The 14962-nt window shown below is 66.1% G+C and carries 14 protein-coding genes; all 14 read right to left on the bottom strand.

The window, feature by feature from the left end:
- Window positions 1–603: 603 nt before the first annotated feature.
- The 14 genes from AB5J54_RS30185 to AB5J54_RS30120 all read right to left on the bottom strand — a co-directional run bounded on the left by AB5J54_RS30185 (window position 604) and on the right by AB5J54_RS30120 (window position 14845).
- The gene (locus AB5J54_RS30185) at window positions 604–1713 is read right to left on the bottom strand and encodes a DUF5047 domain-containing protein (protein ID WP_369147048.1); all 1110 of its coding nucleotides are present in this window, start codon (window positions 1711–1713) and stop codon (window positions 604–606) included.
- Window positions 1713–3761, bottom strand: a complete 2049-nt coding sequence (locus tag AB5J54_RS30180) for a hypothetical protein (protein WP_369147047.1) — start codon at window positions 3759–3761, stop codon at window positions 1713–1715. The genes AB5J54_RS30185 and AB5J54_RS30180 overlap by 1 nt, the downstream gene beginning before the upstream one ends.
- Before the next feature lie 351 nt (window positions 3762–4112).
- Window positions 4113–8867: a peptidoglycan DD-metalloendopeptidase family protein gene (locus AB5J54_RS30175; protein WP_369147046.1), complete on the bottom strand. Its 4755-nt coding sequence runs from the start codon at window positions 8865–8867 to the stop codon at window positions 4113–4115.
- Window positions 8857–9192 (bottom strand): hypothetical protein, encoded by a 336-nt coding sequence (locus tag AB5J54_RS30170; RefSeq protein WP_369147045.1) that lies wholly within the window; start codon window positions 9190–9192, stop codon window positions 8857–8859. Before AB5J54_RS30170 ends, AB5J54_RS30175 begins: the two co-directional genes overlap by 11 nt.
- Window positions 9193–9266: 74 nt before the next feature.
- A complete protein-coding gene (locus AB5J54_RS30165) occupies window positions 9267–9584 on the bottom strand; it encodes a hypothetical protein (RefSeq protein WP_369147044.1) in 318 nt (105 codons plus the stop codon).
- A gap of 145 nt (window positions 9585–9729) precedes the next feature.
- Entirely contained in the window at window positions 9730–10320 is a 591-nt protein-coding gene (locus AB5J54_RS30160; protein WP_369147043.1) for a phage tail protein, read from the bottom strand.
- Window positions 10321–10387: 67 nt separating this feature from the next.
- The gene (locus AB5J54_RS30155; RefSeq protein WP_369147042.1) at window positions 10388–10756 is read right to left on the bottom strand and encodes a hypothetical protein; all 369 of its coding nucleotides are present in this window, start codon (window positions 10754–10756) and stop codon (window positions 10388–10390) included.
- Complete coding sequence (locus AB5J54_RS30150; protein WP_369147041.1) at window positions 10749–11099, bottom strand: hypothetical protein; 351 nt, start codon at window positions 11097–11099, stop codon at window positions 10749–10751. The genes AB5J54_RS30155 and AB5J54_RS30150 overlap by 8 nt, the downstream gene beginning before the upstream one ends.
- Window positions 11099–11449, bottom strand: a complete 351-nt coding sequence (locus tag AB5J54_RS30145; RefSeq protein WP_369147040.1) for a hypothetical protein — start codon at window positions 11447–11449, stop codon at window positions 11099–11101. Before AB5J54_RS30145 ends, AB5J54_RS30150 begins: the two co-directional genes overlap by 1 nt.
- Window positions 11446–11826: a hypothetical protein gene (locus tag AB5J54_RS30140; protein ID WP_369147039.1), complete on the bottom strand. Its 381-nt coding sequence runs from the start codon at window positions 11824–11826 to the stop codon at window positions 11446–11448. The genes AB5J54_RS30145 and AB5J54_RS30140 overlap by 4 nt, the downstream gene beginning before the upstream one ends.
- 234 nt (window positions 11827–12060) lie before the next feature.
- Entirely contained in the window at window positions 12061–13074 is a 1014-nt protein-coding gene (locus tag AB5J54_RS30135; protein ID WP_369147038.1) for a major capsid protein, read from the bottom strand.
- Between the two features lie 13 nt (window positions 13075–13087).
- Window positions 13088–13477, bottom strand: a complete 390-nt coding sequence (locus AB5J54_RS30130; protein ID WP_369147037.1) for a head decoration protein — start codon at window positions 13475–13477, stop codon at window positions 13088–13090.
- 21 nt (window positions 13478–13498) lie between these two features.
- The gene (locus AB5J54_RS30125; protein ID WP_369147036.1) at window positions 13499–14143 is read right to left on the bottom strand and encodes a hypothetical protein; all 645 of its coding nucleotides are present in this window, start codon (window positions 14141–14143) and stop codon (window positions 13499–13501) included.
- Window positions 14144–14185: 42 nt separating this feature from the next.
- Entirely contained in the window at window positions 14186–14845 is a 660-nt protein-coding gene (locus AB5J54_RS30120) for a hypothetical protein (RefSeq protein ID WP_369147035.1), read from the bottom strand.
- Window positions 14846–14962: the final 117 nt, after the last annotated feature.

Here is a 14962-nt window from a genome sequence, read left to right as displayed (position 1 = left end):
TGGTTACGGCTGCTCCTGAGTAGAGGTGAACCTCGACCCATCCGGCCGACGTCAGAGTTATCGGAACAACTCCCGACACCCCTTGGGCGCCACCTGACGACGCCATGAATTCGCCCTGATAGTCACGGGTTGGCGTGAGAATTCGCACGCGTGCGGTCGTCGCCCCGTTAGGCCACGCCTGTTGAAAGCTGATCCGCCACGTCCCCGCGCTCAGAGGGATGCGTGCGGGTGTCCCGGCTACGGGCAGCATGGAGGCGCTGCCGTCGACGACGGTGTCCCAGGGGATACCCGTGTACGTCGTGGCAGGCAGATTCCAAGTCCCAGTCCGGGCCAGGTGGACGAACTGCGGGCCATTGGCTGTCGCGCCTGTGACCAGCCAGTTTCCCGACGGGGACCGGTCCACCTGCACCACGTCGCCCACTGCTAGCCGGGCGTGCCGCAGACGTCGGACGGAGGAGACGGCGCCCGCGGGCATGGACAGGTCGACGGTTCCGTCTGCGTTGACAGCCGTAACGGTGGCGAGGCTCCAGGAGTGCCCGCGCTGGTCTACTACGCGCTCGGCTATCCGCTGAATGAGGTCCGCAAGTGACTCCCGCATTCGCATCAGAATGTGTCCTCCTTACGCCCTCGAAGGGATACCGCGAAATTCCCGGAGACCGTCAGTGGGATATTGAGCGACTGCACTAGGTACAGCTCTTTCCGCCCGGCGTGGATGAGGCGGATTACGTCGCCTGCGTCTAGGGCGGGATTGGGTAGGGAGTTGATCGACGTTTGCACGTTGGGCGCCGTGGCCTCGATGAGGGCGTAATCGGCTGCCGCCTGGCATGCCGCCACCGTTGTCCAGAGAGGCGACGAAATGGTCTTTGTGACCTTCCCGAAAGGACCACCCCAAACGGTCGGGCTCAACGGGTTTGTATCCCGCGCAACGGCGCTAACCGGAGCCGTTCCAGCGGCAGTGTTTTCCCCTGTCGCCAACACGGCGTTGTAAACGCCCGCCCGTGACATCGTTCGAGCCGAAGACATCAGCGTTCCGCCTTCGCCTTCCGCGATATCCCATGCGACGGATCCGCTCAGCACGTTGGGACGGTCCGCAACGACGAAGCGGCCGAGAGCATCAACGAAGACTTCCGCTTGCATTGCCGTTGCGATCTGAACGATGGCGTCCCAACGGTCCGCACCGGCGTCCCACTGTGCGACGGCGAGGGCAGGATTCCGACCGCCGGCCGTCAGGTTGACGACCGTGGCAGTTGGAAGGGTCTGATGGATCAGGGCGTCGATCGCGCTGAAACATCCGGCGTATCCGCGGCTCGACGTCGGAGCCTGGAACCGGTCGTCGATGATCGCCGCTTCCGCCGACGTTCCCGTGATCGTCACCGGGCCCAGGAGCGTGTCACCCGCAGGTTCGTTGATCCGGAATGTTCCAAGGGGGACGAGCTCCTCGTCCCCGTTCGGGTATCGGATCCCGCGCTTGATCACGAGTTCCTGGCCGTAGGCCGCGAGAGTGTCGTTCGCGTCCCACGGCAGGAGGGCGGGATCCGCCACGGTGAGCGAGAGGGAGCGTCGTGTCTTGCTCCCTCGGTCCACCGTGACGGACCCGTCTGCGACGGGGATCCCCGACGCCACAAGCGCGCCGCCGTAGTAGGCGTCGACAGTCACCACCATGCGGTGAGACGTGGCGAGGGCTGCCAGAAACGCCGGCGTGACCGCGTACATCAGGACACCCCCGTGTAGACGTCGAGCCAAGTGGCGTAGGTGGTGGCAACGTCAGTCCAGTCCTCGTGATCCGTGCTGACGGTGGTCCACGTGCGTCCCGCGGATCCGGCCATGCCCCCGACGGGGCGATCTACCTCCGTCAATGTGAGCGTCCATGTGCGGTCGCCGAACTCGCCGTATCGCACGATGCGCTGCTCAGTGACGTCCCCGACTTGGACGTACACGTCGCGTTCGCCCCAGATCGAGGGCCATTGCATGAGGACCGTCGCCCCGTCCTCCAGGACCCACCACAACGCGTCGCGTTCTCGGGTCGTAGCGGTGACCAGCGTGAGCGTCCCCGTGCGGGAGAGGCGAACGTCGGAGATCACCACGGGTCGGGCCCGTCCGCGGACTTGGTGAACCGCCTGTCGTGCGGACCTCGTCCACTGCGGGAGCTCGGACACAGTGAACGTGCCTTGTTTGGCCGGCTGACCGGGGTCCTTGACGACGATGTCCGTCGTCGGAGGCTCGGGGATCGTCACCCACAAAGAGGGGGTCGTTCGGTAGTTGGCTCCTGCGGAGACACGCACCTGGTAGCGGACTGGCACGCCAAGCGGCGCCTCGTAGTCTTGTGCGGTGGCAAGGTCCCCCGTGATGGAGACCAACGTCAGGTCGCCGCTCGGGCCGCGTACCGGTTCTTCGGTGCCGTCCTCCAGCCATCGCGAGAGGCTCCAATGGGTGTAGGTGCCGTCCGTGAGCCCCTGAAGCTTGATGTCGACGCCGTATCCGGTGGCCGTCGGATCCGCGTACACCGCCAGTCCTCCGGGGCTGAAGGTGATGGAGTCGACGAAGAAGACATCCGAGGCTGTCACGTTGCGGAAACGAATCGACAGCTTCACCTTTGCAGCCCCGTCAGGAGCCAGCGAGCTTCGAACCGGCGAGTACCACCCGGCTGAAGTGCCCAGCGTCCACCGCGAGTAGACCACCGACAAGGTGGTGTCCGAAGCGTCCAGCCAGGTGTACACGAGGTCAACCTCAGCCGGTACCGCCATAGCAGCGTGCCAAACTCGCGGGGCAAACCGATACGACTGCCGCGGGCTTACGGGCACCTTCCGGGTCATGGACGTTGTGGCCGTCCCCGTGCCAGTGGACGCGACGCGGAGGGATCCAAAGCCATCGAAAGCGGTGCTCAGTTCGACTGGCGGACGGGAGACGGTGCATCCAGACTCCGCCTCCCACGCCAGTGTCAAGAGCTCCATGCTTTGCTCGCGGAAGGTGAGCAGCGACCCGGCCACTACCTGCGACGGCAGGAAGCCCATTTGGTCGCAGATCCACGGCCCCAAGAAACCCGTAGTCGGGACAACGAGCACGAGCTTTGCCGTGGCAGCCGTCGCAGGTGCCGTCGCGACGCAGACCACTCGGTCCCAGATGCCGTCAGTGAGCGTCCAGGGCTCCGACGTACTCGTACTGATCAGCGTGCCGCCGCTTGTGTACCAGCGGATGGCAACGTTCACTGTCGAGCTGGCACCAACGCTCTTGAACATGGACCAAGCCGTGTACTCGGTGCCGGGGGTCACAGGGACTCCGGTCGTCAGAGCGGCACCACGCGGACCAGTGCCGGTGACCGTCATCTGAAGCCCGTACCACCCCTCCCAACAGTCCGTCGTGGTCCGCGTTACCGTCGTGGACGGCTCGGCAGTCCAGCCTGATGCGTCCCCCTCCACACTGGCGACGCTGTACGGGATCAGGTTCCCAGCCCAGACAGTAGGGACACCCAGCGCAATAGTGTCCGCGTGCACCACGGCGCCGGCAGTGAGGCCGGTGACCGTCAAAGTGACTGTGGCGAAGAGTGCACCCGCGGGGGCGACGGCCGTCACCTGAGGTGGTGGGGTGGCCCACGACGTGGTGTTCGGCTGCGTCGTCCCGGTTCCCGCCGATGTGGAGATCGGAGAGCCGCCCGTACTCGCGGCGTACCATTCGATAGACACCGACGTCACTCGGCCGGCAGCCGCCACGGCGTTCGCGAAGAAGGCGTAGGCCTGATATTCCGTCCCCGCCGTGACGGCCACCCGAGCCGCCGTAGTGGCGGACACTGAGCCGGCCGCTGTTGCGGTCAACGACAGCGACGCAGCTCCCTGATAGAACCGCGCCGTGCTGCGAGCCCGCGTTGTGTTCGCCCCTGCCGTCCACCCCGTTGCGTCCGTCTCTATTCCGCTGACATTCGCGCTGAGGAGTTGGTTAGCGGCAGCTACGCTCATCCACCGTCACCACCCTGTTCGCCCCGCGATGGACGCGTGGTTGGGTCCTCCGGCGGGTCTACCTGTGGCGCCGTGTAGACCGGGACTTCCGGCTCCGGATCCGGCGTAGGCTCCGGGTCCGTCGGCTCGGTCGGCGGGTTGTCAGGCTGCTCGTCTGGCATCTCAGGTGTTCCTTCCGTAGGTAGATGCGGTCACAAGTTCCGCGTCCCGGAGCTCGATCCGGGTGTCGACGATGTCTGTGATCTCGCGGTCACCGACGTAGACATGCACGTCGGCCTGGAGCTGGGTCGGGCGTCCTGCGCCGGCCTGGAGCGTCGCGGCCTGGCGGACCATGGCCATTGAGTCCGAGTTGCTGTAGACCTGCGTTGGGTGGAGGAAACGAACGAGCTCAGGGCCGTTCTCGCCCACCCACGCCAGCTCGCCGACGCCAGGGAATCCACCCGTCGCGTAACCGCCAGGGCGGTTGTAGGCATTCGGGAGGTTGCCGTAGCGACCCATGGCGTAGCGCATCGACGAGTAGACGTTGGCCAGGGGATTCGTCGAGACACCGAAGAGCTTCGGCCCGACGCCGCGCATGTGGCCGGCCCACGCTTCGAACGTCGGCTTGATGACCTGCATGAGGCCTACCGACGGCGTCCCATTCTTCGCGTTGACGTCCCAGTTGTTGACAGCTTCGGGGTTACCGCCCGACTCCTGGTTCATCCGTCGGAGGGTGAGGTCCGCGTACTGCGCGGGGTTGCCGGTCATCCGGAGTGCCTGAAGAACGACGTTCCGCCAGCGTTCGACGCCGGAGCCGCCTCCGCCCCCGCCACGCGTCAGATACGGCATCGGATCGACGGCAGTGCCGTTCTTCCGTGCCTCCAAGTGGAGATGGGGACCGGTGACGTTGCCGGTCGCACCGACCTTTCCGATCGTCTCGCCGGCCTGGACCGTCTTACCGAGTTCGGTCAGCATCCCGGACATGTGGGCGTACAGCGACGACAAGCCGTTGCCGTGATTGATCATCACGTGGAGGCCGTAAGGTCCGCCTCCCTGCGCCATGGAGACGCGTCCGCCGGCCACAGCGTGGATAGCGGTGCCGACGGCTGCCGGGAAATCGAGACCCGTGTGACGCCCAGACGACCACATGGGGCCGCGCTTACCGAACGGGGTGCCGAACGGAACGTTGACCGGGCGGACCCACGCGCCGCTTCCCCCGGCTTCGCCTCCGCCGAAGCCCAAGAAGTCGAGCGCCTTGTCCTTCAGGCCGTCGAGCATGCGCCCAGGCATCTTGGCAATCTCGCGCGCCCAAGGGTTGGTGAGGATGCTCTTCATCTGGTCCGCGACCATGTTCTTCGCGTCACGGAAGACGTCGAGCGGGTTACTGAAGAAGTCGGTGAGATCGCCCGCCTTGTCCTTCAGCCATCCGACGATGCCGCCCTCTGCGTAGCCACCCTGGAACTGCCCGAGCGACTGACCATTCATGGCCGCCTTGTTGACGGCATGAAGGCGGGCGCGCTCGTAGGGGTCACGCATCGCTTCGGAGACGTAGACGCCTTCACCGCGACGCATCGGGACGAGCTGGTCGTCCCCCTGCCTCCACGTCGACTGGCCCGGGAGGATGCCTCCTCGGGCGAATCCGCGAAGATCAAGCGGCTTCAGCTTGTCCGCGCCGGTGATGTCGGCTACGCGATTCCAGAGAGGGACAATTCCCCCGTTGTACACATGGTCCAAAATGAATTTGACGGGCTTCTTCGCGATCTCCTGGACTTGGTCCCACGCCTTACCGATTGCGTTCTTGCCGTCTTCGAAGGATTTCGAAACGGCGTCGACGGCGTCCATAATGCTGTCGAAGGCGGGCTTGATAGCCTCGTCATACAGCCACCCAGCCTTGTCACCGATCCAAGTAAAGATGGGTTCGAGGATCTCGTCCCACAGCCACTTGCCCGCCTCGCCGAGAGCGTCGAAGGTCTTCTTCGCCTCACCGAAAGCAGGCTTGATTGCCTTCTCGTACAGCCACGTAGCCTTGTCGCCAATCCACGTGAAGATAGGCCGAAGGAAGTTCTCCCACAGCCACTCTGCGCCTTCGGCGATGGCGTCGAAGGCGGGCTTGAGCGCGTTGTCCCACAGCCACAGACCGATCGCCCCGAGCGCCTTGATCGCCAGATAGGCGGGCAGGAGGAAGAACGTCACGAGGGCGGTGAAGAGGATCTGTGCCGCCTCGCCGATGAATCCGAAGGTGGGCTTGAGTGCGTTATCCCACAGCCAAACGGCGATGTCGCCGACCTTCTTAATCAGCCACCACGCGCCGTCGAAGACAGGCTTCAGGATGTTGTCCCAGAGCCACGACATCGCCGTCCCAATGGCAGATGCCACGGTGTCAACGGTGACTCGGAACCAATCCCAGTGGTTATAAGCGTAGATCACTGCCGCAACGAGGAGTCCCACCACGAGCACGATTGCCCGAATGATCGGGACGATGCCCGTCGCGTTCAGGGCTACCGCCCATCCGGACGTCGCGATCGTCGCGAGGATTATGACGCTCTGGTAGAGCGTCATTGCCGCCGCGAACGCCGCCATTCCGATGGCCACGGCCTTCTGCGCCGCCCACATCGCCCACAGGGTCACGACGAGTTCAGGAACGTTTGTAGCGAGCCACGAGATGGTGTTCAGAACAGGCGTGAGTGTCGCGTAGAGGGTCGCAGAGACGGGGCTGAGAGCCGACATGACGTCGAAGAGCGCCGCGAAGAGTTCGCGCAGAAACGCGCTGAGCCCGGGAGTCGTCTCCTTGACGTACTGAAGGAAGCGCTCGAAGTCGGGCGAACCCTTCAGGCTCGTCCCCCACTTGGCAAACCGCGCAGTGATCGAGTCCGACCTTCGCGCGATGCCGTCCATGTGTGGAAGGAATGCGTCGATGATGCCGGCGAGCCCCTTGATGACGTTCCCGAAGGCCACTCCGAATCCCACGATTGCGGGCTCGACGTTGTCCTTCAGGTCTGCCTTGAAGCCCTGCCAAAACGGTGTCTTGAACTGAGCGGAGGCCTTGTCCATGAGCGTCTGGATCGCGCTCGCGGCACCGACGACGAGCGGCGTCAAGCCCGGCAGCGATGCCTTCGCCCCGTCGACGCCCCGAGTGAAGATGGGGAGCACCTGGGGCTGAAGGGCCGTCGCCCAATCCTTGAAGGCGGTCTTGATGCCCTTTGGACCGGCGATCGAGTCGTACAGCTCGCGTTGCGCCGGCGTCAGCTTGGCGAGTGCTCGTTCGTACTCTTGCTGCTTCGTGATCGCCGTCGACGTCGCGGAGGCGCCAGACAGCCGGGCAGCTGCTACGCCACGTTCCGCAGCCGCAATGGCCTCCGCAGCCGCCACCTGCGCGTTCGAGGCGTTCTCGACGGAGTCCGCCACGCGACGCTGAGCATCGGCAAGATCCTGCGCCGCCTGCACCTGAGTGCGGGCCGCAGCCTTCTGGGCGTCGGCAAGCGCCTTCGCCTCGTCCTTCACCTTCTGCTGGGCGTCGGTGACTCGCTCCTGCGCGCGTACCACCTGGTCGGCCCCGTCGACGGTGGCCGTTGTCTGACGGGCGATCTCTGCGCGGAGATCCTTGATCTCGTCTCGCTGCTTCTTGAGGTTGCGATCCGCCTCGTCGGCCGCGAGCTGCGCACGGTCACGCTGAAGTTGCGTAGCCTTCGGGTCCTTCATGACCTTGGCGAGCTCTTCGTGCGCTTCCTTCACACGAAGGACCGCGTCTCGCTCGTCGAGGCCCGAGTCCTCAAGGCGCTCGGAAAGCTCCTTACGCTGGTCCGCGAGCTCCTTCGCAGCCGCCTCCCGAGCCTGTGTGAGCTCCTGTTCGGCTTTGAGCGCGTCACGCTTGGCGTCGGAAAGGGAACGTTCCGCCCGCTCAACGGCCTCAGCCGCCTGGCGTCGCTGCTCAGCGGCACGGATGCCGGCCTGCGCAAGAGCCCGTTCGGCGTCCTCAATCGCCCGGTTGGCCTGGACAATCGTGCGCTCCGCGTTGCGGTGGGCCGTCGCAAGGGAGGCTTGCGCGCCTGCGAGCTGGAGTGCTTGCGACGCTGCCTGGGAGGCTGCGCGCGCTGTTGCTGCGGAGCCTCGAAGAGCAGCATTCGCAGCATCGTCCTGCGCGGCTGTCTGCGCCTTCAACGCCTCCGCCACGCCCTTGATTGCTGGGACGGACACTAGGGCGAACGCACCGACCCCCGCACCCGCGGCAGTCGCCATGGAGACGACGGCGCCGAGACCGGCTGCGATGACGGGGCCAAGCGGGATGGCCATGAGTACGGCCATCTGGATCCCGAGAGACATCAGCGCAGACCGGGCGCCGGTCGTGTCGATGTTGACGTCGAGGTCCACCTCCGTCGCATCGATGGCCGCAATCTCGGCACGGATCTCCGCGAGTGCGGCGCGAGCCGTCGCAGTGTCCGCCCTCACGGCGATGTTCGGGTGCGACGCCCCGAGCCGCTCCAGCTCTGCGTCAATCGCGCGGATCTCAGCCTCAGCAGCCGTAGCGTCAACGTCGATGCCGATGCGCTTGCCTGCCAGCGTCTCCATGCGAGCACGGAGACGAGCAAGCTCGGCGTCAACTCCTGTGTCGGAGAGGCGAATGTCGAGCTTCGGCATGGCCTTGAAGGCCGCTTCGAGCTTCGTCCGCAGCGAGCGAGCGAAGGCGCCACCCGTGTCCGAACCCTGTCGACTCGCCTGCCGCTGTGCAGCCTGACCGCCGGCCTGAACCGCCTGCGGGAGAGCAGCCGCCACACGTCGAGCAATCTCGTCGCTCATGCGGTCGCCGATGATGCGTCCCGCTTCGTCTCCCACACGCTGAGCGGAGGGGATAACTACGGCCTGGAGCTTCTGATGAAAGCGCGGCGCCACAGGTACGACGTCGACACCTGCGGTACCGACGATATCCAGGTCAGTCGCCATCGGTCGCCTCCTTCGGCTGAGCTCTCAGCCGCGGGTCAAGCGCGCGGCGCTGGTCGTCGGTGAGCCGTCGTCGGCCCCCGGATGCAGTGGGTGGGATTCCCGGTCGCGGGGTGGGCTTGAAATCGCCCGGCTTCCCGCCGGCAGCCGCCACAGCGACCATCCGAGACAGGACGAGTTGATCCTTGATCTCTGCGAGGAGCATCTCCACGGAGCTCCACGGCGCCAGGTCCGGGCGGTACTCGCCTGCCGGCTCCGCACCATCCGGCAATGCGTTCCGCATGGCCGTCTTCGTCGCGCTCTCCGGCGGTAGGTACTCGATGAGCACCCGCAGCCGCCGAAGGGAGAGGCCTCCCCGATAGACGTCGAGGAGATCAATCCCCCGAACGAGGAGGTCTGCCTCTAGCGCTTCCGCGTGGTCCGCGAGGACTTGGATGGTGCCCCAGACTTTCCCGGCGCCTCGCCGATGGCCTCCAGAGCAGCGCCGACGAACTCGTTGATCTCGTCGAAGGTGGCGTCCAGTTCGATAAAGGTCTCGACGTCGTCCCCGTGCAGTACGCCAGCAGCCCACGTGTCGAAGTCCGACTGCCGAAGGGCTCGCATGTACGAGGGGCGCCAAGCGTTGATCGGCTTCACGCGAAGCTCGACACCGTCCAGCGTGGCGACGGCGTAGGTCTCGGTGGCCTCGTTCTCCTGGGCCTGCGAAGCGGTGGTGGTCATATGCGCGGGTCTCCTAAGTCAGGGTTGCGCCTTCCCTCTCGGAGTCGAGAGGGAAGGCGCAAGGTGGTGCGCGGGTCTTGTAATGCGTCAAGCGATTAGCGGAGCCCCGGACCCGCGCGGTACAGGGCTCCGCTGGTATGTGGTGTTACGGGCCGACGGGGAAGAAGCCCGAGACGTCGACGCCGCCGAAGTCGATGCTTCGCGTGACGGCCGGCATGCTCGCACCCTTGTAGAAGGTGAAAGTCATCTGCGCCGCCCACACGTCGGTGGTCTGGGGCTGCTCTTCGCCGCGCGCCGTGACCTTGCCGTTAGGCATGTAGAGGCGGTTCTTCTTCGAGCCGTCCACCGTGTCGAAGAGGAAGGCATACCTCAGATCGTTCGGCTTGTCCGGCAGACCGTAGGTCACGGTGCCCGACGTCGGCTCCAGCGAGGCGACCGGGACGTTGTCGTACAGCGCTCGGACCAGGGGGTTGATGGCCTCCTGGAAGGTCACGGCCATCGTCTTCGTCGACCGCGACATCAGGGTTCGGATCGGCTCCAGCGAGCCGGCCGCCTGGACATCGGTGGACTCGTCCTCGATCGAGAAGGTTCCGCCGTCGGTCGTCACCCAGCCCATGCACTGCCAGGGCGTAGCGGGGTCGGCAAAGCCGGATGGCGAGGCGGTGTTGAGTGCCGCCACGTAGACGAGGAAGTCGGATGCGCCGAAAGTGAGATCGGCATTGCGGGTGTCCGCCATGTGCCCTCCAGGGCATGCGTGAGACCCGCGCGTCTCGCTCGACGTCGGGTCGGAAGTGGTCAGGGGGTCAGGCGTCCCGGAGGGTCACGGTGTACGTGGCTCCTCGCCTGTGAATCTCTGTGTTGGCCCACGGCTGCCGGGAGGGGCCGGAGTCGCATCGGACGTCGCTCACTACGGCGCCGCGGACCTCTCCGCGAAGGAAGAGGAGCGCGTCCCGCACGGCGCTGGACGTCGACCGCGCTTCGTCGGCTGTAGCTGCGAAGACGTCGACGGCTACGCGCGGATGCTGTCGGAAACGCCCGTCCGACCCGCCGAGCCGCTCGACGCGGATGAAGGGGAGTCGCTCCTCCAGATCCGGGGGCGTCTCTGCCCCGAACTGAGTGCCTGGGATGACGCTGCCCAGCCATGGGGCAAGTACTGCCTCGATCTCAGCCACCGTGCGCCGCCTTCACCTCGTCGAGGGCCCGCTGAAGCGGGGCGTACCGCGGGACTCGCCCGTCGCCCCGCTCCACACGCCAGGCGTGCGGCGCCGTGTTCAGGAGGCGGGCGCCGGCGCGAGTGGTGGGCCGTCCCTTGAAGCGCACATCCTTGAAGATCGGCATCGTCTGGAAGCTCGCCCGGTAGAGGCCGGGGTGAGCGTCCTCCGTCGGATCACCGACGGGGCTGACGCTCTCTGCCACAGCCTGCATCGCCGCCGCAGCCTTCAGGCACGGCGCGTGAAAGGCTGGACGCTGAAGCATTCGGCCCGTGTTCCGGAAGTTGGCTCGGTAGTAGGGCATCAGCCGGTCACCTCCTCCACGGGCACTTCAATACGGGCAAGGGACGTGAACGGGAACTCCAGCTCCTCCCCCACCACGGCGTAGCGTCGGCCCCGGTGAATGACGACGTCATCAGGACGGATCTCCGTACCGAGCGGCGCCACGAGGACTCGCCTCGTCGTCACGGTGAACGATGCGGCGGACTCCTCTGACGAGGATCCGACCGTGACGCCGTAGGGGCTCATCACGGTGGCTCTCTCGATGGTGGTCGTGACCTTCGGTCCGGGGACCCAGGATCCAGTGGAGTCCTGAATGCGGGTACGTCGCTCGATGCGTACCGAGTCGGCAAGGAGTGCAGCGATCAGGCTCATACCGGCCGCCACACTGCCACTGGTGGGCAGGCGTCGTCAGGAGCGATGTCCAGCATGCCCGCGCCTGAGGCAAGGCCGACGGACTTGCGTAGTCGCCGGCGCTCGTCATCGGAGAGAATGACGCCGGTCTGTGCGTCGGCGTAGCTCACGGCCATGCCGCCGGCTGACTCGCTACGGAGCCCGCCAGGGTTGGTCAGGAGTCGCGCGGCCACCGCGAGAGCAAGGCTCTTGATGCCGGGCTGTGGGGGCTCCGTGATCCGGTCCCCCACTTCGCCCTGGAGCGCGTCGAGGGTGAGCTCATGAGCCAGGGTGTACGTCTCAGTGGACGTCGGCACCTGGCGGTAGGCGGTGAGCTCAGCCGCCGTGAACAGCGTCATCGGCAGCCGCCTTCCGGCGCGGGGCCGCACGCTTCGTGGCGGGCTTCGGTTCGGGGTCCGCTGATCGATTAGCGGTACTCGGTGCCGACGTCCACGCCTTCGGGTTGGTGATGAGCGCCTGTGCCCACTCCGGGACCTCGTCCGCGGGGCCGAACACGTGGGCGCGCCCATCTTCGTCCGTCACATGGACGTGGGTGTTCAGGGTTGCCATGCGTGAATGCCTCGCGTTCCTGGTCAGAGGACGTCGGCGACGAACGTCAGGTCGGGGTTCGCAGCGACCGGGAGGACGATCGCGGTTGCGCGGGTCCACACGGTCTGCGGGTCCTCGCTCTTGTAGGCGCCTACCGCGATGCCAGCCTCGTCACCCGCCAGGCCGTACCGCGGGTCGTCGGCCTCTACCGGGACACCCCACAGCGTGGCACCGAGGGAGTCACCCTGAGCCGGCATGAAGGCGAGCTTGTCGTTCGGCGTGATGCGCGTCGAGGTACCGCCCACGGAGACCTTCGCGTCGTACTTCACGATGGGCGGGATGCCGTGGTCTGCGAGGATCGCCTGAAGGATGGAATCCGTGAGGATCGTCGGAGCGGTTGCGCCAGTCGTCGACAGGCCGCGAAGCTGCGTGTTCCGCTTCAGGTTCATGAAGATGGCGGACGACATGAGCGTGAACTCGGGGTCGCCACCGTTCGTGTCGCGGTAGACCTCCAGCCACGTCAGGAAGTCGCCGATCACGTCGGCCGCAGGGTTGGACCACACGGTGCCAGCGGTGACGGAGTGCTCCGCCTTCCGGCCGTAGTCGGCACTGGCCTGGACGTTGTTCTCGTTCAGGGTCACGGAGGCGTTGAAGATCGCGGCGCCGCGAGCGAGCTCGACACGGGCCGAAAGCTGCCGGGCGAGCCGGACGCCGTCGTTCAGCATCGCGTCACGGATCTCTTCGCGCTGGTTCGTGTTGCGCCGGACGATCCGCTCGTACTCACCTACCGGGATCTTCCGGGAGATCGGTGGGAGCTCGCCAGTCACACGGGCGGCCCCGGGGCGCGTACCGATGTCCGACTCGGCGTCGAACGCGCGGTAGTTGGCCGCCTCAGTGAGACCGCCTCCGCCCTTCGTGAAGCGGAAGGTCAGATCGTTGATGGTCTGGTTGGGAAGCCATCGGGCGAGACTGAACTCGTTCTCGTCCCGGTCGGCGAGCGCCGCCCGCGCGTAGCCGGTCAGCTCCGCCGGAGTGGCGTACTCAGAAATGAGCTGCATGCGTCAGTACCTCTCAGACGAAGATGATGCGGCCGGCGACGTCCGCCTTGCCGTTGGCGTCGACGTTGCCCAGCGGGAGCTTCGACTCCTTGATGAAGCAGTGGATGAGCATCGAGCCGACGACCGTGGTCGCACCGCTCTTGACGTCCACGCCCGTGAAGAGAAAGCCCACGAGGGTCTGGCGACCGTCGGTGGCGCCGTCGTTGTAAGGGCCGTACTTGCCCGAGGCGGTGATCTTCCCGAGCGGAATGCCGCTCTTCAGGAAGCCGCCCGGGTAGTGGGTGCCGGCGGTGAACGTCGAGACGTCCAGCGAAGCGCCAACGGGGGCGTCGGTCCCGTGAGCGGACCCCAGCCAATCCCGGCGGTCCTGCGAGAACGACTCAGTCTTGATGCTGAGGTCCATGTGTCCTCCGTAGAAGGGTGATTAGTTCTTGCGCGGGTTGCGCTCGCGCCACAGGTCCGCGCCGGCCTGTGTGGTCTTGCTGCCTCCAACGTCGCCCCCGCGGGGACCACCGGAGCGAGGAGCGCCGGAGCCGGCGCCGTCGTTTGCGCTCGTCGAGCCGAAGAGCTCCTTCAGAGCGTCCGCATCGGCTTCGAGCTCTTCCTTCGTCGAGCCACGGAGCCGCTCTGCCTGCGCTGGCGTGAGCCCCTTCTCCGCGGCAACTCGGATCCGCAGCGCCTCCGCGACGGCAGCGTCACGTGCGGCCTCAGCAGCAACACGTGCGGCCTCCGCGGCGTCCTTCTCTGCCTGGATTCGCTGAGTGTCCGTGAGTTGGGCGTCCTCCAGCGTCTTCAGCTCCGCGTCTCGGGCGCGCAGGCGCTCCAGCTCCGCAGCGTCCGGGCCCGCGTTCGCGCGAGCTTCGTGCTTGCGGGCGTGGTGGCGCCAGTAGGCCACCTGATGCTCAGGCGTCATCTCCGACGTCGGAGTGTTGTCCGGGTAGCCGTGCTCGTTGATCTGTGGAGTGTTGCCGCCACCGCCACCCCCAGCGCCGGGCTCGTTCTCGAAGAGCGTCCACGGCTCGGAGGCCAGGGTCAGGAGGTTGCGGCGTGCGAGAGTGTGTCGAGGCATGCTGAAGTTCCCCTGTCGGGAGTCGTCGGCCCGTGGCGGGCGTCAGGTCGGAAGTGGAATGTCGTCGGGGCCGGTGAACCGCTGACCCCGGTAGCCCAGAACGGGGCCAATTTCCCCGTGCTCGTTGGCGATGATGATCTTTCGGTAGTCGACCGCTCGTCCTCCGCGGTCCGACTCCCCAAGCGCCTCCTCTACAAGTTCGTGGATTCGGTCCAGGCGGTCAGGGTCAAGGACTTGGCCCGGGTCGTAATCGGCGCGCACCGTCTTCACGAGGCAGTCGCAGCCGGGGTGAATCGGCGCCAAGTCGCGCTTGTGATAGCGCTGCGTCGCAGCGATCATGCAAAGGGCACAGTCGTACTCGCCCTGGAGCTCGCGGACGGTGTACTCCACGCCAGGCTGGTCGGCCGTGACAGCGCGGACCGTGTGGGTGCGTGCCAACTGAAGATCAGTCTTGGCGATGTCGTCCAGCCGATCCGTGCCCAGCTTCAGCGCCTTGTCGAAGTCGGTACCGTTGCCCAGCGCTGTCCAAATCTCTACGAACGGACGCCGGTAGACCTCTTCCGGGTTGACGCCGCGTAGCGCGCGTCCGGTCACCGTGTCGAGGTCCAGGTTCACGCGTGACGTCTCGTCGGCGATCTCCCGGTAGAGCGTCTCCAGGTAAGTCGTCGTCAGCGCCGCCACCTGGCGTTGTCCGGCGATCATGACGGGGAGGGCAGTGCGCTGGAAGCGCGCTACATCCTCCCCACGCCAGGAGCCAAGATCAGTCCATGAGCGACGGGTGCGGCCTAGGACAGACGTCCATACTCGACGGACGGCCGT

Origin of the sequence: Streptomyces sp. R44 (assembly GCF_041053105.1) — a bacterium.
In the GTDB taxonomy this organism is placed as follows: Bacteria; Actinomycetota; Actinomycetes; order Streptomycetales; family Streptomycetaceae; genus Streptomyces.
This window is presented reverse-complemented; position numbering and strand designations above follow the sequence as displayed.